The sequence below is a fragment of the Stygiolobus caldivivus genome (genome assembly GCF_019704315.1).
GTDB lineage: Archaea > Thermoproteota > Thermoprotei_A > Sulfolobales > Sulfolobaceae > Stygiolobus > Stygiolobus caldivivus.
The window spans coordinates 1,604,463-1,626,068 of record NZ_AP024597.1 but is presented as its reverse complement, the minus strand read 5'-3'; the positions used below and the strand labels follow the sequence as shown (position 1 = coordinate 1,626,068).

The 21,606-nt window shown below is 40.7% G+C and carries 24 protein-coding genes, 1 tRNA gene and 1 pseudogene; 17 read left to right on the top strand and 9 right to left on the bottom strand.

The window, feature by feature from the left end; genetic code table 11:
* Window positions 1-12: 12 nt before the first annotated feature.
* Window positions 13-1,686, bottom strand: a complete 1,674-nt coding sequence (locus KN1_RS07550) for a hypothetical protein (protein ID WP_221286760.1) — start codon at window positions 1,684-1,686, stop codon at window positions 13-15.
* A 128-nt stretch (window positions 1,687-1,814) separates the two neighbouring features.
* Here KN1_RS07550 and KN1_RS07545 point away from each other — a divergent pair, with 128 nt between their 5' ends.
* The 6 genes and pseudogenes from KN1_RS07545 to KN1_RS15110 form a co-directional block, all read left to right on the top strand.
* Window positions 1,815-2,972 carry an MFS transporter gene (locus KN1_RS07545; protein ID WP_221286758.1) on the top strand — a complete coding sequence of 386 codons (1,158 nt, stop codon included), beginning with the start codon at window positions 1,815-1,817 and terminating at the stop codon, window positions 2,970-2,972.
* Window positions 2,973-2,996: 24 nt separating this feature from the next.
* Window positions 2,997-3,455 carry a hypothetical protein gene (locus KN1_RS07540; protein ID WP_221286756.1) on the top strand — a complete coding sequence of 153 codons (459 nt, stop codon included), beginning with the start codon at window positions 2,997-2,999 and terminating at the stop codon, window positions 3,453-3,455.
* A 32-nt stretch (window positions 3,456-3,487) separates the two neighbouring features.
* Window positions 3,488-4,183 (top strand): TatD family hydrolase, encoded by a 696-nt coding sequence (locus tag KN1_RS07535; protein WP_221286754.1) that lies wholly within the window; start codon window positions 3,488-3,490, stop codon window positions 4,181-4,183.
* A 106-nt stretch (window positions 4,184-4,289) separates the two neighbouring features.
* The gene (locus KN1_RS07530; protein WP_258712651.1) at window positions 4,290-4,976 is read left to right on the top strand and encodes an SDR family NAD(P)-dependent oxidoreductase; all 687 of its coding nucleotides are present in this window, start codon (window positions 4,290-4,292) and stop codon (window positions 4,974-4,976) included.
* A gap of 187 nt (window positions 4,977-5,163) precedes the next feature.
* The gene (locus tag KN1_RS07525) at window positions 5,164-7,206 is read left to right on the top strand and encodes a fibronectin type III domain-containing protein (RefSeq protein ID WP_221286751.1); all 2,043 of its coding nucleotides are present in this window, start codon (window positions 5,164-5,166) and stop codon (window positions 7,204-7,206) included.
* 888 nt (window positions 7,207-8,094) lie between these two features.
* Window positions 8,095-8,151: pseudogene (locus KN1_RS15110) on the top strand (putative integrase); the annotation flags it as partial.
* Between the two features lie 66 nt (window positions 8,152-8,217).
* Here the strand turns inward: KN1_RS15110 and KN1_RS07515 are convergent.
* Window positions 8,218-8,314 (bottom strand) — tRNA-Pro (locus tag KN1_RS07515).
* Window positions 8,315-8,558: 244 nt separating this feature from the next.
* On the opposite strand from KN1_RS07515, the gene KN1_RS07510 reads away from it, so the two are divergent.
* Window positions 8,559-8,726, top strand: a complete 168-nt coding sequence (locus tag KN1_RS07510; RefSeq protein WP_221286748.1) for a hypothetical protein — start codon at window positions 8,559-8,561, stop codon at window positions 8,724-8,726.
* Here KN1_RS07510 and KN1_RS07505 read toward each other — a convergent pair.
* The 3 genes from KN1_RS07505 to thpR are packed head-to-tail and all read right to left on the bottom strand — an operon-like array spanning window position 8,698 to window position 11,073.
* The gene (locus KN1_RS07505) at window positions 8,698-9,297 is read right to left on the bottom strand and encodes a serine/threonine protein kinase (protein ID WP_221290593.1); all 600 of its coding nucleotides are present in this window, start codon (window positions 9,295-9,297) and stop codon (window positions 8,698-8,700) included. The two genes, KN1_RS07510 and KN1_RS07505, sit on opposite strands and share 29 nt — an antisense overlap.
* Window positions 9,285-10,529: a CCA tRNA nucleotidyltransferase gene (cca, locus tag KN1_RS07500; protein ID WP_221286747.1), complete on the bottom strand. Its 1,245-nt coding sequence runs from the start codon at window positions 10,527-10,529 to the stop codon at window positions 9,285-9,287. Before cca ends, KN1_RS07505 begins: the two co-directional genes overlap by 13 nt.
* Entirely contained in the window at window positions 10,489-11,073 is a 585-nt protein-coding gene (gene thpR, locus KN1_RS07495; protein ID WP_221290592.1) for an RNA 2',3'-cyclic phosphodiesterase, read from the bottom strand. Before thpR ends, cca begins: the two co-directional genes overlap by 41 nt.
* A gap of 66 nt (window positions 11,074-11,139) precedes the next feature.
* Between thpR and KN1_RS07490 the strand changes: the two genes are divergently transcribed.
* Both KN1_RS07490 and KN1_RS07485 read left to right on the top strand, forming a co-directional pair.
* Entirely contained in the window at window positions 11,140-11,643 is a 504-nt protein-coding gene (locus KN1_RS07490; protein ID WP_221286740.1) for an AAA family ATPase, read from the top strand.
* On the top strand, window positions 11,640-12,074 hold the full coding sequence (locus KN1_RS07485) for an RNA-binding domain-containing protein (protein ID WP_221286739.1): 435 nt from the start codon (window positions 11,640-11,642) through the stop codon (window positions 12,072-12,074). Before KN1_RS07490 ends, KN1_RS07485 begins: the two co-directional genes overlap by 4 nt.
* 5 nt (window positions 12,075-12,079) lie before the next feature.
* Here KN1_RS07485 and rnz read toward each other — a convergent pair whose 3' ends face one another.
* Genes rnz through KN1_RS07470 form a run of 3 tightly spaced genes read right to left on the bottom strand, consistent with a single transcriptional unit; the run spans window position 12,080 to window position 14,735 of the window.
* A complete protein-coding gene (rnz, locus tag KN1_RS07480; protein WP_221286737.1) occupies window positions 12,080-12,955 on the bottom strand; it encodes a ribonuclease Z in 876 nt (291 codons plus the stop codon).
* Window positions 12,952-13,863, bottom strand: a complete 912-nt coding sequence (locus KN1_RS07475; RefSeq protein ID WP_221286734.1) for a TRM11 family SAM-dependent methyltransferase — start codon at window positions 13,861-13,863, stop codon at window positions 12,952-12,954. Before KN1_RS07475 ends, rnz begins: the two co-directional genes overlap by 4 nt.
* Window positions 13,860-14,735, bottom strand: coding sequence for a ribose-phosphate diphosphokinase (locus tag KN1_RS07470; RefSeq protein WP_221286732.1), 876 nt, complete (start codon window positions 14,733-14,735; stop codon window positions 13,860-13,862). Before KN1_RS07470 ends, KN1_RS07475 begins: the two co-directional genes overlap by 4 nt.
* A 49-nt stretch (window positions 14,736-14,784) precedes the next feature.
* On the opposite strand from KN1_RS07470, the gene KN1_RS07465 reads away from it, so the two are divergent.
* Genes KN1_RS07465 through KN1_RS07430 form a run of 8 tightly spaced genes read left to right on the top strand, consistent with a single transcriptional unit; the run spans window position 14,785 to window position 19,145 of the window.
* Window positions 14,785-15,549 carry an ATP/GTP-binding protein gene (locus KN1_RS07465; protein ID WP_221286730.1) on the top strand — a complete coding sequence of 255 codons (765 nt, stop codon included), beginning with the start codon at window positions 14,785-14,787 and terminating at the stop codon, window positions 15,547-15,549.
* A 41-nt stretch (window positions 15,550-15,590) separates the two neighbouring features.
* Window positions 15,591-16,328 carry a DNA polymerase sliding clamp gene (locus KN1_RS07460; protein ID WP_221286728.1) on the top strand — a complete coding sequence of 246 codons (738 nt, stop codon included), beginning with the start codon at window positions 15,591-15,593 and terminating at the stop codon, window positions 16,326-16,328.
* Window positions 16,294-17,256 (top strand): DNA primase small subunit PriS, encoded by a 963-nt coding sequence (gene priS, locus KN1_RS07455; RefSeq protein ID WP_221286726.1) that lies wholly within the window; start codon window positions 16,294-16,296, stop codon window positions 17,254-17,256. Before KN1_RS07460 ends, priS begins: the two co-directional genes overlap by 35 nt.
* The gene (gene gins15, locus KN1_RS07450; RefSeq protein ID WP_221286724.1) at window positions 17,246-17,692 is read left to right on the top strand and encodes a DNA replication protein Gins15; all 447 of its coding nucleotides are present in this window, start codon (window positions 17,246-17,248) and stop codon (window positions 17,690-17,692) included. Before priS ends, gins15 begins: the two co-directional genes overlap by 11 nt.
* 7 nt (window positions 17,693-17,699) lie before the next feature.
* Window positions 17,700-17,987, top strand: a complete 288-nt coding sequence (locus KN1_RS07445; RefSeq protein WP_221286722.1) for a 50S ribosomal protein L44e — start codon at window positions 17,700-17,702, stop codon at window positions 17,985-17,987.
* The gene (locus KN1_RS07440) at window positions 17,984-18,184 is read left to right on the top strand and encodes a 30S ribosomal protein S27e (protein WP_221286720.1); all 201 of its coding nucleotides are present in this window, start codon (window positions 17,984-17,986) and stop codon (window positions 18,182-18,184) included. The genes KN1_RS07445 and KN1_RS07440 overlap by 4 nt, the downstream gene beginning before the upstream one ends.
* A 2-nt stretch (window positions 18,185-18,186) precedes the next feature.
* Entirely contained in the window at window positions 18,187-18,978 is a 792-nt protein-coding gene (locus KN1_RS07435) for a translation initiation factor IF-2 subunit alpha (protein WP_221286718.1), read from the top strand.
* Window positions 18,975-19,145, top strand: coding sequence for an RNA-protein complex protein Nop10 (locus KN1_RS07430; RefSeq protein ID WP_221286717.1), 171 nt, complete (start codon window positions 18,975-18,977; stop codon window positions 19,143-19,145). Before KN1_RS07435 ends, KN1_RS07430 begins: the two co-directional genes overlap by 4 nt.
* A gap of 177 nt (window positions 19,146-19,322) precedes the next feature.
* On the opposite strand, the gene KN1_RS07425 is transcribed toward KN1_RS07430, so the two are convergent.
* Complete coding sequence (locus KN1_RS07425; RefSeq protein WP_221286715.1) at window positions 19,323-21,602, bottom strand: STT3 domain-containing protein; 2,280 nt, start codon at window positions 21,600-21,602, stop codon at window positions 19,323-19,325.
* Between the last annotated feature and the right edge of the window lie 4 nt (window positions 21,603-21,606).

The following is a 21,606-nucleotide window of genomic DNA, read 5'->3' as shown; positions in this document are numbered from 1 at the left end:
TTAAAACAATTTTTATAGCCTTAGTTGTATAAAACCTTGGTAATCTGAATAGTATGCATTTATTTCCACAATTTCATTTTCACTAACATTTACATACAAGAATTCAAAGGGCGCATAAATGTATACAATTTCGCTCTGTCCGCTTCTTAGTGACGTAGAGTTAGAGCACCACAATAAACCGTTAGCAGATATAGTAGGAGAACTTAGTAATATCCTGAATAAAGGCTTAATTTCTCCCTTTCCAACAAAGGTTACATTTAGAAGAAAACCGTATATGTGATTTCCTCCTTCAAATATTTTGATTAATCTTATTTTAATTGAATTAGAGTAAGAGATATAATTGAAATGGAAAAATATTCCTAAAAATGATATTAATATTATTGCGATAAATATAATGGATAAGTCTCTTTTCTTTTCTCTGCTAAAAGAACCTTTTTTAGTGTTATTTTCTTTCTTGTTAATACTATTTTGAGGTTCTATATAGGAGAAGAAGGGCCAATAAATTAGATAATTCCATAGGACTCTGTAAAAGAAAAGAAAGGCAAAGTAAACTATGCCGTACCACTTGACTTTATTTAACAAAATACCTATAATAATAATTAGAAGCGGTGTTATTATAAAGAATAGTGGGTAAAGATAATATAAGTTAGTGATAGAAAGTAAGTCTATCCCGTAGCCAATTTGGAGTAAACCCCCATTTAACGGGGTAAGTATGTCCTGAAAGAAGAGCACGGGTGAGGAAAGGATAAAATAAGAGTTGAGGAGGAAAAAAGACAGAGCCGAATAGAGGATAAACTTAAGTCTGTCCTCTCTCCCATTCAGCCTCATCAAATAGAAAGGTAGGACGACTAACGGGTCTTGCTTGTAAGAAATTGCAAAACCATATAGAAGTCCCTTTATTCTAATGTCCTTTACCGTAAACGACAACAGGACAAAGAACACCCAGATTATATCATCTACACCGCCTAGAGGATAGAGTAGATAATTATAATTAAGTAGATATATTGAGATAAAAAACAAAAAAGTCATATTATCAGTATAAAAATACATTAATAAGCCTGTTAAAAGGTAAAAGAAGAGAATTGTATAATTTGGTGATATTTTTAAAACTACTGAGGGAATTTCTATCAAGAAGAACAATGAGGGGTAATCTAGATTGGTCACAAATCCCCCGGTAGTGTAAGGAGTCCCGAATATATACTTAGCGTAATTTATGTGATAGAACTGGTACACGTTAGCTGTTAACGTATTATTATACGGGTTTAGGTGATGTAAAAACAGATATGCTGAATAATACCCGATCATGATCTCGTCGGTGCCGAAAAAAGTCTTATCAGGGAGAAACAGGAGAGGGATCCCGAAGAGGAGGACCAGACTAACCCTCTTAAAACCGTATTTAAAGCCTAGGAATAAAGGGATGTAAAACAGTAGAAATAGAGGGTTAAAAGTAATCGTGAAATATACTACCGGTATAGAGAATAATTCGATTAAAACTAGATAATATGACCTTTTATCATCTAGTTTTACTCCGGTAATAAGTATAATCCCTCCAGCTAATAGTAGGCAAAGTGCGGTTATCGAGTACGAGTAGTCCAGATACGCGTTACTACTATCGAGGAGCATTGAAAAGAACAATAGTAACTGGGCAAGGTTACCGGCTAACGGCTCTCTTTTTGTTATCTCCACGTGAGGAATATCCTAGTCAAAGTTAAATCTTTAACCCATAGACCGTTTTTAGCCATTAACAAATTTAAACATGGTTTACATTTTTTATAATTCTACAAATAAAGTATTGAATTAGCCTTAACAAGGTTATGGAAAGGTGGATACACTCAACAGTTGCCTCAGTTTTTGCTTGGGCAGGTAATATATATGACCTATTGATTATTACTTACGTATACAATGACCTCTCTAAATGCTTGGGAGTAAATACAGAGATAGGCACGCTACTTTTTGCATTAGGTCTTATCTTTAGGGTTATAGGTGGCTACACATTCGGCAAGGTAGCTGATATAAAAGGCAGGAAGATAGTATTAAACATAGGTACGGCTGGTTATGCGTCGTTTCAAGCCCTAATGGCATTTTCTCCCAACGCTTTCGTATTGCTCTTTGCTAGGGCTATGCAAGGCCTATTTATGGGTGCACAATGGACTGCAGGGACTGTGATAGCATATGAAAACGCCCCTCCGTCTATGAAAGGTCTGATAAACGGTATCGTCCAAGCCGGATATGGGTTAGGGTATGCATTAACTGGTGTAGCCTATTTGTACCTCTATGATAATTGGAGACTATTCCTACTTACCGGGGCCTTACCCCTAATACTCATCCCCTATATCGTTGCTAAAGTCAGTGATGTCACAAAATTTGCGGAAAAGAGAAATAAGGTCAAAATAAAGCCCTATGCTAGCGTCATAATTAGGTCTACTATAGTTATATCCGGTATGTTCTTCTCGTATTACTCAATATTTGCAGTATACCCTGAATTCCTTTCCTCTCTGGGGATTTCAGAGTCTTTAGTAGGGATATTAATGACCGTATCAAACATCGCTTTAGGGATATCTTTCATAGTGTTTGGAAGGATCTCCGATAACATAAGCAAAAGGAGCTTAATAATGGGGGGAGTTATAGGTGAAATGGTAGGATTACCGCTTATGCTAGGAGTAGTTAACGGATATGTCGGACTAGGTTTAATAATATATACTATTTCTACCGGTTTTTGGCCTTTAGCACCTCTGTTAATAGTCGAATCAGTACCGATAGAAATAAGAGGTGCGATGACGGGTTTGACATATAACTTAGGTAGTATCATAGGAGGTATAGGGAGTATATTAATGGGGTACCTAGTTAGCATTTATGGTATTAGGTCTACTACACAATGGGGGTTAATAATGGGCTATGCTTCTTTGCTGATAGTATTTTTAACCTTACTTACGTGGCACCGAGCGGGTAATAAGGTGAAATCCAATTTATAAATAGAGTTGTATAAGCCCTTTAGTATGATAGGTAAAATAATCGGGATCCTTTTTGTTATTCTGGTGTCCCTTACAACCTTGGGTTTTTATTATAATTATATAAAGATTCAAGGTAGCAAACTTGTTATATCAATACCCACGACTTTTACAGAGCGTATAGATAAAATAAGTAATACTACGAAAATCTCTTACTCTCATTTTATACAAAAAAACGTAAGTATCACTCTGTGTACCAATTCCTCTAACTTCACATATACCTATACTGTTCAGCCTATCAGTAACCATTATAATATAGCAGTTTATTCTACGTCTCACGCCCCATTCGTAATTAAATTACTTAACGCTAATGACAGTGACGTAATCTTTGTCAGTCAAGGGAAGACTGAGGTAAACCTTACCTTATCGAACATCTCATATGGGGTTAAAATAGAGGTCTTGAATATATCCAGTACAGTTTGGCTAGACATCGTAACATACTCATAAAGGTTTTTGTTTTTTATCATTAACATATTCTTATGAATCCTCCCCGGTATTATGACGCACATTGCCACTATTCTAACCTGAAGAAACATTATGACGGGTTTGTAATAGCTGCAGTCTCTATGGACTCATCTTCTTCCTTGGAGACCCTCAGCCTGAGATCTGAGAGCATCTTAGCTGGTGTCGGGATCCACCCTTGGAAAGTCCATGAGGAGAAACTGGAGCTCGTTTCTAGTATGGTAGACAAAGCTGACTTCATAGGTGAAGTGGGGTTAGATTACCGGTTTGCGAAAGCACCTAAAGAACTACAGAGTAATTATTTCAATTTTTTTGCCCAAAAGGCTTCAGAGACAGGGAAGTTAATTAACGTCCACGCTTTGGACGCGTGGAGGGACGCATTTAACGTACTGACAAGAGCCGGAGTTAAGAGGGCGATATTCCACTGGTATTCAGGCCCAGAGGACCTACTTAAAGACATACAAGGGGCAGGGTATTATATAACAGTAAACCCTTCAATCACATTTCAACAAAAACACAAGAGGGTAGTAGAAAAAGCCCCGTTGGACATCATCATTACGGAAAGTGACGGAGGATATGAGTATAGGGGTAAATTGCTTGAGCCCACAGATATCCCAGCCGTTATACCCTTATTGGCTAAGTTAAAAGGAGTCAATGAGGATGAACTTCTAAGGGTGATAGAGTCAAACTTTAAGAAAGCTTACCAATTGTAGAATTAGGGTAAAAGTTTTTGATTAGTCAAGTAAGTCTATATCTGTGCAGGAGCCTAAAGTCGCAGTAGTTACTGGGGCGAGTAAAGGGATAGGAAAAGCCACGGCGATGAAACTGAAGGAATTGGGTTATACCGTAGTCTCGATCTCAAGGTCTAAGCCTGAGGTAGGAGACCTAATATACCAGGCAGACGTAACTAATAAGGACGAAGACTTCAGGATTATAAATGAAGTAAAGGAAAAGTTAGGAAAAATTGATGTCTTAGTTAATAATGCAGGGTTTGGTATATACGGGTCCTTCCTAGAGACCTCGTTAGAAGAAGAGGAATACATGGTTAGGACTCTATTCCTCGCCCCTTTATACTTTATAAAGGCCGTCCTACCGGATATGGTAAAGAGGCGAAACGGTAGTATTGTCAATATAGTCTCAGAGGCAGCTTATGTCGCGTCACCAAAGCTAATAGTCTATTCCGCATCAAAAGCAGCCTTAGCTCATTTTACTAATGCGCTCTGGGCCGAAATGAAAAAATACAACGTCAAGGTCAGTGGGATATACCCCGGCCCCGTTAAAACCAATTTTACTTCCCATTACTCATTTAAAAACGTAAAGGAGAGTATTTTCGACAAATACGCGGTAGAACCAGAAAAAGTAGCTAATGCTGTAGTTAAAGCTATCCGGTCTGGTAAGAGAGAAATATACGTTTCGTCAAAGTTATTGATAGATCCGTATTTCTTAAAATTATCGATGGCGATGCAGAACTTGACTTATTACGTCGTGTCTAAAATCTTTGATTAAATAGTAAGATTTTGCCTAAAAATAACATTTACATTTAGAGTTCAAATTACGGGAGATTTTATAATATGCGGTTAGCTAAACTTTACCAATGCGGAAACGGGTTATAAGTCTATTACTCGTATTTTTAATACTAAGTCCTTTAACAATACTTATATCTTCTTCCAATGTGGCCTTTGAGTGTAATGAGTTGCAAAGCCTTCCTATACCTATTCAGGATCCAGCTGTAGCATATTATAACGGCTCCATATATGTTATAGGGGGAAATACGGCCGGGCCCTATCCAGTGCCTAACGTATATGTGTACTCGGACGGGAAGTGGGTCCAAGGCCCAAGCTTGCCCTTTGCCCTAGCTGGGGCTAGGGCTGTAGTTTATGACGGTTCGTTATACGTAGTAGGGGGGGCTAATTTCACGAATATATTTGGGGGAGTATTAAAGCTCCAAGGTGATCATTGGGTTGTCGTTTCAAACTCAATGCCTAGACCAGTGTACAACGAAATCGTATTCGTGTATAATAATGAACTCTATGTGGTAGGGGGAGCCAATTTCACGGGATTTACAATATCTCCACCTTCTGACTTAATTCAAGTCTATTCATTCCAGACCGGTCAGTGGGAGATTATAGGTAAAACTCCTCAACCGCTATCTGACTCAGGTTATTTCTTTAACGGGACAGTACTTTACGTGGTAGGTGGGTATATAGGTTATGCAGACGATACAGCTTGCGTATACGAGTATTTTCCGGCTAATAATTCTTGGGTAAAATTAACTCCCTTGAGTTCGGGGATCGAGGGTGAGGCATTAGGATATCAACAAGGTGTTATTTATATTGTAGGGGGATATTTCTTTAACCACGGGATTATCGATCCGGGGGTAGTGGCTTATTATTATAATGGAAGTTGGTATTACCCTGGGTTTGTCGAGAGTGTACCTACTGAGTATAGCGGTTATGTTCAAGTTGGTGATACTCTATATATAGTAGGAGGTAATGAACTGCCTTCTCAGGACTTTACCAACGCTTTTCAGAGCATAAAAATAGAACTACCCCCACCTAGACCTAACTTAGTCTATTACACGGCCGGTAACGGAACGGTTACGTTAGTTTGGGACGATAATAGCTCATCTGGGTATTATATTAACTACTGGGGGAATAACGGCCAGAGAGGTTCAATAATTACTTACTCTACTTCTTACACTTTTAGTAATTTGGTCGATGGGGTCACATATCATTTTCAGATTATTCCCTTTAATAAAGTAGGAAATGGTACACCTTCAGAAATTATTACTCTAACTCCTTTCTCAGTCCCGAACACCCCATTAGTAAAAGTAAAACTGGGAGATAAGAACGCCACTGTGATGTGGAGGCCTACATTTAACGGTGGGTTCCCTATCGAGGGGTATTATCTATTCATTGAGGGGGGAAACTTACGCTTTGAGGAGAACGTAGGTAATATCTCTTCTTACACTTTTACCAATTTAACCCCGGGCGTTACTTATAGGGTCGGAGTGATAGCGTATAACGAATTCGGGAACAGTAGTCCGGCCGAAGTAGAATTTGTGGCAATTACCAAGGCTAACGTAAGCTTAGTAGCTACAAGACTCGTTAACGGGTTATTGTTATCATGGAATTCATCACAACCTTCAAAATTTATACTAATCGTAAGCTCAAATGGTAAAATGTTGGAGAATCTAAGCCTTTCAAATTATTCAATACTTCTCAACTTGCCTTTCGGGACTTATAACGTTACTTTAGAGGCTGTTAACCAAGCTGGCATCCAATCCACTAGCTTATTAGTTAATTATTACTTAGTTCCACCTTTACCTCAAGTACAAATTACCCTTGAAGGCAATCTACTTAACGTGAATTGGACAGACACGCCGTACGCTACATATTATCTGGTTTATGTTAACGGCACGTTATTTGAAAACACTACCTTAAACCACGTAACGGTTCCCCTTACTCCGGGGAAAACAGGAGTTCAGATAGTTGCGGGGAATGCTCTATACCATTCTGAGCCTCAAATTTATACTGTATACTTGTCAAGTTATTCAAATGTTGTTATTACGGACACTACGTCTACTGACGCTAACTCTACTATTGTACACTCCATACTACCTGTAACTTCAACAGTTGATGGTTTAAGTATCAACTTGACCACTGCCTTAGTGATTCTAGTTTTATTCATCGTTTCTTTAGCCATAATCATGGTGGTCATAGAGAGAGAAAAATGACCGAGCATGATATAGTCTTTTTCATGAGAACTGCAACAAGGGGTTGATTACAGATAGATTTCAATTTCAGTTTGTCTTATTGAGCTATTTTAACTGTTATTATACGTCAAGTAAAATTAATACTAAAATGCTGATAAGATGGGTAATGGGGGGATGCTTTAACTTTAATTAAATTATGATGTTAAACATACCTCTGGTTACTTATACATAGAATTATACTAATTCCACGGAGGATATTTCAATTTAAAATGGAGACGTTAACGATCCGCAACAGGGAATTAACCTTTATCCGTTCATGACATAGAAGGAAAATCGGAAAAATTTGAATACTAGATAAAATAATATTGATAAGTGTTTAGCATAAATAATATCTAAAAATTAGTAAAATTTTTTATACCGCCCTTTCTGGGTCTTTTACGGCCCTTTTGTGATCTCCATTTGTCTAATGGAGTGAGATTATAGTCACTGAATATATACAAGGCAATATCAATACATGGAACAGTGTAAAAGTGTAGGATGACGGGTTAATAACTTAATTTACATAGAATAATCTTTCGAGACTGTATTATTTGTACATTGAATTATATTAATTTAACAGAGGATATTATAATTAGCAAAGGATGCATGAAGGTCCTCACAACCAGATTAGCGGGATAAATCCTAGGCAGTTATAAAATACATAAATGTGTATTTTATTACAATAAATGTCTCTTTGCCGTATTCTTTCAACTTGACGAATGAATATAGCAAAAATTAACGAGTTGCTAATAACTATAAAGCTATTTTAGCAACCCTAATACGTGATGGAAAATAACGAGAGATAAGACGCGTTATAAATATAGCGACATAATTATACGTGAGAGGAAAGGGCAGTATTATGTCTATAAATTGGAAACGATAAACGGTGAGGTAAGGGAAACTTATGTGGGCCCCTTAATTGACGTAGTCGAATCATATCTAAAAATGAAAGAAAGTGGAGGTGTGGGGGTCTTAGGGGGTATCCCCCTAATATGGGGCCGCCGGGATTTGAACCCGGGACCACCAGCGATCTGGTGGTTGGGGTTTTAACCCCAGGCTGGCATCCTAGTCCAAGCTAGACTACGGCCCCATATAGTTGTTATGTTGTTGTGCACTAAAAAGTTGATTATATCTCATATATAAATGAATTCATTTGTAATACCTAATACTTTCGGTTAACTCTCCCTCACTTAGTTATAGCACTCCTTTAACTATCTCTTCATAAGACTGTTAAGGTAAGACATGGCATCCTAAATATATTTATAGAGTGCAAATAGGATATCTGGTGAGTAAAGATACCGGTCAAATACTCATGTAAAAACTGTGGGCACACTTTGTATAAATTTGAAAAAGTAGGACAAGACTTCTACGGAGTAAGGACACCTTCAGAGATAAGACTCATCTATGGCGGAAAGTGTCCTAGATGCGGTCATGAAATAACGGTACCAAACCTAGAGGATATCAACATAAAGCCTAAGAAAAAGATACCAGCAGTTCTCTGATTATATCCTCAATGGTAGCTCCTTTTATATACTTCCTCGCAAGGTCTACCCTTTTTAACCACGACAATACCGAAGTAACATTTCTGGCCTTTTCTTTTATGGTAGCATCGTCATAATCTATAATGTAAATCTTGTCGCTGATTAACACATTCTTATAAGGTCTTACCAGCTCTTGGTGTTCTATTTTCTTATCCTCTAATTCTTTTGCTGCCCTGAGCAAGCCAATGATCACGTCAATACTTTCGCTTTTAGATAAGTGCCTACCGTGGACGTATTCCATGATTATAAAATTTTTGCCGTAACTGTATACTCTGGGTGATACGGGGTATGCTAAGGACTGTATCTTTGCCTCAACTTTAAGGCTCTCCTTAGGTGAATCACTCCTCCTTATCTTAATTACTTTACCTCCCCCCATATACGCGACTATACCGTTTTTACCCTTTCCTATCACACGGTATTTACCCAACTGCGTGTTCCCGAAGGAAAAGACTTCCTCTACACCGTTATTTAGGAGCTCTTCCTCTATCCCCTTGTCATAGTAGGGGTATATGATCTCCCTTACTTTAACCAAGGAGGAGACTTTCTCAGGAAACGCATCAGGCATGGGTCTCCCTTCACCTCTTTAACCCATTCTAATTCTAGCTTGAACTTATGCTTAAAAGATAAGTTTGACTTTACTATTTCTGTTACATCAGTCTCTTTTCTTTCCTTAATCGAGTAAAGCCTGCCGTCCCTACCTATCCAGATGTTCTCGTTTTTTCTGACAAAGTTGTCTATGCTCTCCCACTGATAAAAGTAAGGGCCAATATTGAGGTAATATTTACCGATATCTTTACTCTCCAGCTGTATAGCAATAGTCAGTTTCTCATTGTTCCCCCACGCACTGATATCGATCACTCTAAAGCCCCTTTCAGTAAGTATATTCCTTATTTTATCTACGTTCCTCCAGACCTGCCCCCATAAGATATCTTCTACCACATTTTCCTCTAATATTACGTTTACGAGTAGTATGTCCCCCTTTATTTTATCGTAGTGCGGTTCCTTGGGGAAAAAGAACTCCATAGATGGTTCTTTCAAGTAATACCTTGATGCTAATGAAAACAGACCCAATTTTTCCATGGATACGGCTGAGGCTGCGTTCCTCCTAGGGTCTACCGGGTCTGGTATCTGGAGGGGTTCTGTAAACTCCCTAGCGGGCTCCGTGAAGTACACCTTTACCGGCGGTACCCATTTAGAAGCTTCTGCAAGAGTGTTCTTAAAAGTCTCGTAATGGATTATCAAGAGCTCACTGACATAACCTGAAAAGCCCTGGACTTTGATCTCTGCCCCGTAAGCCCCTATACCCTTTAAGAACCTTTTTAATAACCTCACTTCGTCTTTCCCTTTTTCATCGAGGTGTTGGGTCACAAACCTCGTATGGAAAGGAGTCCTGTCAGCCGCAGTAACGGCTTCACTACCGCTCAGGACTTTGAGAGCTGGGACTATATCGACTTCGACTCCCTCTACGTCGAGCATTAAGTAAGGGTGTTCCGCATACGCAATAGTGTAATTGTAGTCGGAAAAACGCGATACTAGTTCCTTTATAGCCATTTCCTTTAAGTATTCCTTACCTACCTCTTTTGGGAAGAAGACAAAAACGTCTAAGTCAGTATCTCCCTTGAGCCATGTCCCTTTTCTAAATGACCCTTCTACCTCAGCTTCATACCCTTTTAACCTGTCCATTACGTTACTCAGTATCTTCTCGAGTTTATGCCTCTCTACATCATCTGGCTTTATTCGTTTCAGTACCTCCTCTTCTATCAATACTCCTCACTCCGTATAAAGGATCGTATATTGGCCCTTTTGGAGTTAACGTACTTTTGAAGAGGGTCACCTCTTCAACGTTCACTTCTCCGAAGTCCGTACTGGCGTACTCATTAAGGACTTGGACTAAGTTTACTACATTTCTGGGCCCTTTGATCCTGCCTAACGTTAAGTGAGGGGAAAACTCCTTTTCGTCTTCAGGCCTTATACCCCTCGAGACCAGCTGTTTATATAACTCTCCTCTGAGTTGCCTCAATTGAGTAACTCCTTCATTAAGCCCTATCCATAGTACCCTCGGTTTGTTCAAGTTTGGGAATGCCCCGGTACCGAAAAACTTTACCTTGAAGGAAGAAAAGCTAACTGCGTCCATTGAGTCCTTTATCAAGTCTAGCTTGTTTTCGGGCAGTTCACCCAAGAAGACTAGCGTTAGGTGGATGTTCCACGGTTCAACTAGTTTTACGTCAGCTCCCACTCTCCCCAAGGCGTCTAGTGCTTCAGTAATTTTCGGTAATTGAGGTACTTTAACTGCGATGAATAACCTCAACAATTTTTAAAACACCTTTGATGAGGTTGTAGGTGGTCACTAATTAAAATAATTGCAATAACCGGTATGCCTGGTTCGGGAAAGGGAGAGTTAGCTAACCTCTTCCGGGAGAAGGGGATTAAAGTAATAACTATGAGTGATGTACTCAGGGAGAGGTATAGTAAAGAAGCGAAGCAAGGAGAAAGGCTCATGGACTTCGCGTTTAGAATGCGTAATTCACACGGAAAAGGCGTAGTGGCCAAGATGTGCTTAGAAAAGCTAGATGGTTCGGAAAAAGTAGTAGTCTTTGATGGCGTTAGGAATTGGGAGGAGATCGAGGAGTTTAAGAAAGCTGGAGAAGTAGTGATAATTAATGTCCACTCCAGCCCAAAAGTCAGGTATGAGAGGATTTTACGGAGGGGGAGGAGGGACGACTCGCTCACGATGGAAGGTCTTAGGAAAAGGGACTTTGAAGAGCTCCAAATGGGGATCGGTACGGTAATTGCGTTAGCGGACTACGTCTTAGTCAACGATAAAGGACTAGAGGAATTTAAGAGAGAGGCGGAAGATTTAGTAAATAGGTTAATATGACTAGGATAATAGTTGAGGCCGAAGTAAGGCCATCTGAGAATAAAGATAAAGTGCTCCAAGCGATGCTCAACTTCTTTGACTTCGAGAGGATTAAGGAAGAGAAAGTTGGTATCTCTTTGGTAGTTATCGGGGAGTCGTCGACGTTAAAGTCCTTATTGAGGTTTCACAGGGCACTTCGTGACGAGAAGATACTCGATTCTGCCAGAAAGTACCTCTACAAAGGTGTCAGCGGTAATAGCATTTCTTTCATGTTGAATAAGCAAGCCGCTGCAGTGAGGAGGATATCTTTTGTGGATAACGAAAACGAGTCCCCCCTCGGTCCTATAAAGGTCAGGATAGAGTACGATGACCCACAAGCGGTCATAGATTGGCTCACACCTAAGACAGCTAAGGGAGTCCCGTTATGGGAAAACCCTATCCCACAAGAATAACTTTTCTAGTCCCTAATGACGTAATAAGAAAAGGGTTCAGGGAGAAAGGCTTTTTCAAAGACCTTAAGGGCTTCTTTCAGGAGGGGTGTAGCATCGTCGTATCTGGGACTTATGTGTATTAGGGCCAGTCTCTTCGCGTTCGACCTTAGGGCGACCTCGGCAGCGTCTTTACTGTTAGAATGGCCGTAGTCGTGTGCCTCTTTCTCGTCAAGGAAGGTGGAGTCGTGGACCAAAAGGTCTACGTCTCTTACGGAATTGATTACAGAGGCGCACGGTGCGGTATCACCGGTATAAGCTATTCTGACCCCCTTCTTCTTTACCAAGTAGTCTTCCGGGATAAGGACTTTAGTACCGATCTCTACCCGTTTTCCCTCCTTTAATAGCCTGATAATTTTCCAATCGTTTACCCCCTCAGACCTGAGCTTTTCTGCGTCTATTTTAATCCTCTCTTTCTCCTCAAATAGGAAACCGTAAGACTCTATCACGTGGCACGTCTTAAATTTAGTTATCCTTACGTCAGCGTCTTCATAGCTGTCCCTGAATTCGATACTGAAATTGGGCTGGAAGTGTGTCCTTGAAAAGACTTCCAATAAGAAGTCCTTTAGCCCCGACGGGCCTAATAGGGTTATTTTGTCCCTCCTAGAATACATTCCCATAGTCTCTAACAGCCCGGGCAACCCTAATACGTGATCTCCGTGGAGGTGTGATATCCCTATTACTCTAATCTTCATGAAACCCAGTCCAGAGTCGATTAAGCGTTGTTGAGTACCTTCTCCAGCATCAAAGAGAGCATATAAGCCTTCTCTTTGTAATAATAATGCAGGTAACCCTCTTTTATTAGGTGCACCCCCGCCTGTCCCAATAAAATATACCTTTATCATTTGGTTACCACGTAAATAGCCCTACTCAGACTTTTATGCTCATATATGGTGTGTATTTGGATGTCTTTAAATCCAGAGCTTTTTAAGGCATCACGCCAGTCGAACTTGAAATCCGTAGTAAACACTACTTTTCCCCTGACCAGTTCCACGACGCTATAAAAAAATTCCTCATATAAGTCTGATAATCCCTTAGGGGAAAAAGACCTGCCATAGGGCGGGTCTGTAACTACAGACTCAGTTTCTCTCATCGGCGGAAATGTGGCATCAGCTTGAAGGATTTCGCAGTCGTAATTAAAATGCTTCAAGTTAAATAACGTCTTGTAGACCATGGAAGGGTCTATGTCACTACCTATACAGTTTAGCCCTAGCCATTTACCCTCTATCATGATCGTCCCGGTACCCACAAAAGGGTCTAATATTTGTTGGGAAGACTCAGACAAGTTTACCATGACCCTCCCCAACTCGGGGTTTAGGGAACCGGACTGGGTATAGGGCCTTTTAGAGTGGGAAATTAGAGACCATGTGTCCTTTTCCGAAGCCCTTTTTCCTGCGATAATCATGCCTTCAGTAACTATCAGGTCTAATTTATCACACTTCTTTGACGTCTTTATGCTGGACACGACCTCACCGTAAACGCCTTTTGCGTAATTTTTATACTCCCTCATCGGTACGTCAATGTCCACCGAAAAACAGTGGCCCCGTAGTTGGTCTACTATGTCCTTAACGTCAGTAGACATGGCTAAGACTACACCACTCTTCTTAATCGTCCCTGACTTTTCGGCTACTTTTTCACTTCCGTCGTAAAGTGCTACGCCGTAATAATATTCTTTTTCAGTACCGTGGATCAAACTCCTGAGTTCATGTAAAGCTAAAAAAATGTTATCTAGGTTCAAATACGCGTAGTTCATATTGTCCTCGCTATCGCATCTGATACGTCTACGACAGATACTTTGCTCGGGTCTTGCGGTATAGTATTGGTGATTATGACTTCTGATGCACCGGCTTGTATTAGCTTAGAGTACGCATCTCCTATAAAGAGGCCATGGACAGCTGATACATAAACGTTTTTAGCACCTTGCTTCTTCACCATTGAAATAGCTTGTACCATAGTGCCCCCCGTACTTATAATATCGTCAATTAAGACCACGTCCCTGCCGTTCACTTTGAGTTCAGGTAAGTTCTTTACCCTTACTTCACCAGTATTTAAGTCCCTCTCCTTCTCGATGAACATATAGTCAGTGTTTAATATTTCCGCAAGTCTCTTAGCTCTATTTAAGGCTCCTTTATCGGGGGCTAGGACAAGCGGCCCTTTAGTCTTTTCTGAGATTACCTTGCCTATATCTGGTATCGGGTCGATTACTCTAGTCTCTCCGTCAAAATACTCTAGTTCTTCATAGTGGTGGGGTTCAACTACTGCTAAGGAGGTAGCACCGCTCTTTCTAATTAAGTTCAGTACGGTTTTTACGCTTACGGCTTCCCCCTCTTTAAACCTCCTGTTCTGTCTCGAATAAGCCAGATAAGGTGCGACTACGTTAATCTTCTCTATTTTCATATCGGCTAAGGTCTCTATCATGAGGAATAAGTCTACTAAGTGCTTATCCTGAGGTGGGTAGAGTGACTGGATCAAAACTACCTCTTTATCGTTTATTTGTTCTGGTATCCTGATGTAGGATTCACCGTCAGGAAAGACTTTATGCTCTACTTTTATTAACTTTAAATTAAGTAACCTCGACACTCTTTCATCAATCCCGTTAGTTGCTGTACCTCCTATAATGATCATTAAACTATTAAGTGAGTAAGTAGCTTTTAAGATTAAACGTGATGCTTTAATGTATTTTATTTTCGTATTGGGGACTGCAGGTTCCGGAAAGACGTCATTGGTGAAAGCTTTTAGTGAATACCTAAACGGGAATGAATTAGATACTGCGATTATAAACCTCGACCCCGCCGTTGAGACTTTGCCGTACGAACCCGACTTAGACGTCAGGGACTACGTAGACGCATTGGAAGTAATGGAAAAATACGGTCTGGGCCCCAATTCAGCACTTGTAGCTTCAGTAGACCTCTTACTCACTAAGGCTAAGGAGCTGAAGGAGGAACTTAACGAGATAGAGGCGAACTATGTACTGGTAGATACGCCCGGGCAAATAGAGTTGTTCGCCTACAGACAGACGGGGAGGATACTTTCAAGGCTGATCAGCGACGTGAATAAGTCTGTTACATTGTTTCTACTGGACTCTTTTTTGAGTAAAGAAGCGAGGAGTTTCGTCTCCCTACTTTTACTTTCTAGCTCAGTCAAATTTAGGCTAGACTTACCCCAAGCATTAGTCCTATCTAAAGCCGACTTACTGACACCACAAGAGTTACAAGAGATGAAAGACTGGGTGGACGAAGGTAGGATAATAGACCAGATGGGAGTATTGGACGAATATTCTTTCGAGCTGGTCAAAACGGTAGTAGAAAACCTAGACAATTTCCCCGTACCGGTGTCTTCTACGACACTAGAGGGGATGGAACAGCTCTACGCCGAGGTCCAAAGGGTCTTGGCCGGGGGAGAGGATTATGAGACTGAAGAGCCGAACCCAAAGCTGTAGAAACCCTAGGCTTTAAAATTTTGTTATGAAAGAATAAGGATATGAAGATCAAGGTTGTAGACGCGGTAAACTTCTCGTTCATATTTAAGACGTTAACCGAATTTATGGAGGAGACGACTTTACAGCTAGACCAAGACGGGCTTAAAATTAAGGGAATAGACCCCTCTAGGACTGTCCTAATAGACGTCCTCATCCCCTCAGGCTATTTTGAGACCTACGAGATAGAAGGAGAGACAAAAGTAGGGGTTAAATTGGAAGACATCGCTAATATCCTCGATACGGCGACCAAGAACGATTCAGTCTCAATAGATATAGAACAAGATAAAGTATTATTCCAGTTAGACGGCGAATATGAGAGGACATTTACACTACCAGTCTTCTCTTCGGCGGATGCAGAAATACCCGAAATCAAACTCGAATTCCCGTTTAAGGCGACAATGCTAACGGCTACCTTTGCAGACTTGGTGGACGAGTTAGAAGAGACGGGCAGTGATATCATGAAGTTCAAGAGCGAAGAGGGTAAACTGCTCATAATTGTCGAGGGTGACCTAGCTTCTGCATCTATAGAGCTTTCCAAAGATAACGGAGGCCTTATGGACAGTGAGGGATCAGACGCCGAGAGCACTTATAGTGTAGAATTTATAGCTAATACGACGAAAATGCGTAAGCCCTCGGACACAGTTAACATAGAGTTCGGTACCCAGTTACCGTTAAAATTAAGGTATAACTTGCCTCAAGGGGGGTATGCGGATTTCTACATCTCGCCCAGAGCTGAATAAAATACTTTTGACGCTATTTAGAGAGTATTATGAAACCGCTCAGTTAGAACTACCTAACGATATGGAATTAAGGGAATTCGCTTACCAGCCTTTTAACGCAGAAACTTACGCGAGGCACCTATCCTTCACAAACCCAGACGAACTGAAGATTTTCCTTAGAGAACACGTACCATTACACCTTTATTACTCCTCAGCAAGGTACCAGCTCCCTCAAGCTGAGAACATGGAAGAGAAAGGCTGGCTGGGGTCTGACCTACTTTTTGACTTAGACGCAGACGAGATCTGTGAATTAAACGTGAAGAGGTTTTGCGACGGGGTGGAAGCCTTAATGAACTGCGAAAACTCTATAGAGTATGTGGAATTAACTAGGGAGTGTATTGGCAAGGTATTTCAAGACGCACTATTGATAAGGGATATCCTGAAGGACGATTTTGGGATGGAAGCTAGAATATTCTTTTCTGGGAATAGGGGGTTCCACATAAGGGTAGAGTGTCATGGGGACTGTGCATTGTTGGACTCAAATGATAGGAAAGAAATAGCGGATTATATCTCAGACCCTTCTCCACCATATCAAGGAAATCAGGACGCCCCAGGGTGGGCGGGGAGGTTAGCCAAGGGTATGAGAGGGGTGAGAATAGACTCTCAGGTAACTGTAGACACTAAGAGGCTTGTGAGGATCCCTGGCTCTATTAACGGAAAAGCCGGACTTAAGGTCTTTGAAGTTAAAGGTGATAACTTTGAATTTAACATTGAGTCACTCTCCCCCTTTAAGGGTTACGTAGCTTTTCTCTCAAACGTTACCACTTCCCTAAACCTACCTGACGGAAAAGTGGAGCTAAAAAAGGACACGATGGTCAAGTTATCGGCTCCTATAGGTATTTATCTAAGTTTAAAGGGACTAGGAGTGATCAAAGCTTATGTTAGATGAGTTAGTGAGCAACGAGCTTAAGAGAGATAATGAAGTCGTAGACATCCCTCAGGACACGGTAGAAAAACTGGTCCAAGCGTTACTCAGGTTAAGGAGGAAGTACGACGATGAACTCCACAATGAGGAGTTAAAAGTATTTGAAGAATTAGCAGAGTCCCTCTTTGAGTTGAGGCTTGAAAAAGTGATTGAGGGTATTGAACCTAAGGGTTTCGATAAGGAAGTCTTGTCAGTTATTAATGTTATGAAAAAGGTCTACGTCGGGTACTTAACTGGTAATTATTACACTCACAAGGGAAATGTATTGTGTCTGGTAAATAAGAAAGCCATATTGGACGACGTCCAGTTAGAGCCGGGTGATGTCGTAATACTACCCTTAAATAAGGTTTTAGCTTTAATAACCACTGATTATATTACTCCAATAGAAGTTAAAGAGTGATGAGAAGATGAAAATCCCTAAAGTTATCAGGACATATTGCCCTAAGTGTAAGACACATACAGACCACTCGGTATCTCTCTACAAGAGCGGTAAGAGGAGGACCTTGGCAGAGGGGCAAAGGAGGTATGACAGGAAGAATCTAGGTTACGGTAGCAAGAGGAAACCTGAGCAAAAGAGGTACGCTAAGGTCACCAAGAAACAGACACTTACGCTAAAATGCCAGAAGTGCGGTTACACTATCATGAAGTACGGGATAAGGGTTAAGAAACTTGAGCTCGTAGAGGTGGTCAAATGAAGGCTAAGTTCAGAGTGCTAATACCAGAGCCTAAAAGTAAGTTCTATAGGGTAAAGTGCAAGAACTGTGGTAATGAACAGACGGTATTTTCTCATTCTACATTCCCGGTAAGGTGTCTGTCCTGTGGCTCTCAGCTAATAATACCGACCGGTGGTAAAGCAAAAATAGAGGGAGATATAGTAAGAATACTTGGTTGAAAATGATATACAACCGGAAGCAAATACCCTCCGACGGGGAAGTACTAGTAGCAACGGTAAAACAAGTTTTTGATTACGGTAGTTATGTGACCTTAGACGAATATGCTGGTTTACAAGCCTTTTTACCCTGGAGTGAAATTTCCAGTAGGTGGGTAAAGAACATAAGGGATGTGGTTAAAGAAGGGAGAAAAATAGTAGTGAAAGTTATCAGGATAGACAGAAAGAAGGGGACTATAGACGTATCCTTAAAAAAGGTAACTGAAGACGAAAAGAGGAAGAAAAACCTCCAGTGGAAAAAACTCCAAAAAGTAGATAAGATTCTAGAAATTATATCACAAAAATTAGGTAAAAGTGAGCAAGAAGCTTGGAAAGAAGTGGCGTTTAAGCTGGAAGACAAGTACGGAGACATATACGAGAGTATGATAAGGGCTGTAAAAGAAGGCGAGCACATACTTAAGGACGCAGGGGTCAGCGAAGTCTGGATCAAGCCCTTAATGGAGGAGATAGGCAAGCATATAGAAGAGAAGAAAGTTAAGGTAAGCGAAGTAATTACCGTAAGGTCGATGGCACCTGATGGAGTAGAAAAGATCAGAAAAGTCTTTAGCGACGCTGTAAAGAAGTTTGAAAATGAGGAGGAGGAAATAAGGATTTACACTATAGGTGCTCCAAGGTACAGAGTAGACGTGACCGGGACGGACCCGAAGCGTGTGTCTATCACTTTACAAGAGTTATTAGATACAATTAAAGAAATTAGCCAACAAGAAGGTGTAACGTTCTCAGTGGTTAAGAAATGAAGTGGAAGCTAAGGAAATGCCCCAAAGACAAGGTATACACCATGAAAGAAAACTGCCCTGTTTGCGGTAACAAGACGTTGATACCAGTTCCTCCCAGGTTTTCACCTGAAGATAAGTACGTAAAATACAGAATTGAGTTAAAGAAAGGGACAGAGATTAATTGTTAGTTTTCTATCTTTTTTCTTTTCTGGTCAAGTTTTCCTTTATTTAAATTAGGAATAGAGCGGGAAAGGGATAGATAGTTTACTAAAGCGGGATTCTGTCCTTAAAGAAGGGTTTGGGTTAGTATGAAGGTGAATTTGGGTTCACGTAAAGATTAGTAGAAAAAACTCATAACGTGTATATTAACTTGATGTGCCATTAACAACTACCGTTGGAGGAATAACTACATACGGTTCAACAAACTGGTATATTAGTACTACGATAAAGACCTCAGCTTCTCCACCTGGTGCTGGAACTGTACCTAACGGGTATAGCGAGATATATACGGGCTTAAAGTATAGCATGTTAACTCTGGGTAGATAGGAAGGCGTCAACACACCAGATACAGCAGAACTTAGCGGTATACTGAAAGGTGCAGCTACGGGCCCCTCATTTAGTGACTGTAGCCCTTGTATAAACATATTAACAACTAGTGAATGGTATGCCTTAGGAGTCCAAGCCATCGGTTCGGAGTTAGCGATTATCTGTGCTAATTGCTGTGCTTCCGGAAGGCCAGAAGTCTCAAGGTCAAAAACAGTGGAGTTTATCGCAGAGATATTTATATATTCGTTTATCGGATACCCTGCTATCGTAGTCATTGCACCCATCGCCTTAGCTATATCACCTAGGCTAGTAGTGTAGCCTATAAATGTCCCGGGGAAGTTAGAGGGGTAGCCTATAAACCAAGTGGTCAACCCAGTCGAGTTTATGTATAGTGTAGCTGCGTCATACGCTACTATATATACTGGGATCGTGTAATTAGGACTACCGTAAGGATAGAGGTGGAAGTCCTTTTCTAACACGTTTGCAGCAAACGTCTCGTTATTCAGGAACATCTCTGCCATTAGCTTTATCTGGGTACCGTTAAGTGTGTTGTTCTCGTCAATAACACTCCTATTCCCTACTGTCTCTATCCAATACCCGTAGTCCCACCAGCTCATTATAAAGGCATTGTGGGGCGTATTATGGTTTATCCAGTCCAGTGCTGATGTCCATGCATAGTTTACTACAAGGTAAGGTGTTGCAGAGTTAAGTAATGAGGGTGGTTCATAACTAACTTCAATAGCAATCCCGGCATCTGCGAGTAATGATACCCCTACAATGGCTAGCAGTAGGATAGGGACTAATCTGATTTTCTTTTCCATAAATTTGCTTACTATCTCTGAAACTGCGACTCCAGCTAACGCAGCAGCTACATATGCGGTGTAGTTAAACAAATAGGGCTGTTCTGAAGTACCGTATATACTAGCTACTCCTAGTACTAATAACCAAAGTCCAGGCAGTTGTTGCCTCTTGATCAGTATAAAGTATATCCCTAAGATTGAAAGGAACAGAGAGATCCCGAAGTCTTGAATCATCGCGGATACTGGCTGGGGGATATATTCTGCTACAGTCCTATCAATGGGGACTGAGAACTGGAAGAACGGGTCAACTATAGCATAATACCTCGAGGGAATAGGGCTCTTACCTATCGAAGCGAGCCCTAGTATCCCTAGAGATATTATGAACACTATGAAAGCCCCTATTATTACGTTCTTAGAGTCAACTATTTCCTTAGGTAATACTTTTCTTAGGTATAACTCCAAGTATAGGAAGAGCGGGATTATAAGTAGTGATAGCCCGTGAGCAGCACCTGACATGAAACCTATGTTATTTGGTGCAAGAGAGGTCAGGAAAGCTGAAGTTATAGCTAGCAGGGTCAATGACTTAGCCGTTATTTCATCGTTTTTATTCAGTAGTACAAGTAAAAATGCTGCAATTGCCAAGCTAAGGTCTATATACGTATAACCTCCCCAAGTCACGTTTGCTAAGAATATCATTACACCGGCAGGGATGCCGTAAACTGGTTTCTTTCTCTTTATCGCTAATGTCATGAAGTATATTGCGAACAGTACAAATGTAGCTCCCCAAGAAGTTTTTGGCAGTCCTCCGAGTAAGTTCTTATAGGTTAGAGAGGGCGATACGGCTATAACTGCAGCAGCTACATACGCGCCCACTCTGTTTTCTGTTATTGCGTCTACAGCCAGGAAAGCAGCCACAACTCCTAGGGCATCTAATACTATATCTGATACTATAGCTACAGTATATACTGCGTTAGCACCGAAGTGAGAATAGAAGGGCATTGAGAAGAGCGCTACCAGCCAAGGCAGTCCGATTGTGTCTCCTAATTCTATGAAAAATCCCCAAGGGAACCAAGCATGGACATCAGGAGGTACGGCGTACCAATTACCTCCTTGTTGAGCTATTAAAAGTGCGTTATAGAACAAATACCAAGGGTCGAACTCATTTACTGATTGGGGGAATGCAGTAGCACTTAATATTCTTATGGTTATTGAAACGATTACTAACCCGGTCACTACAAGCGTATCAAGGAGTTTAAACTTGTCAAACTTCTGTTTAGGAATAGCTTTTGTAGACTGCATTGAG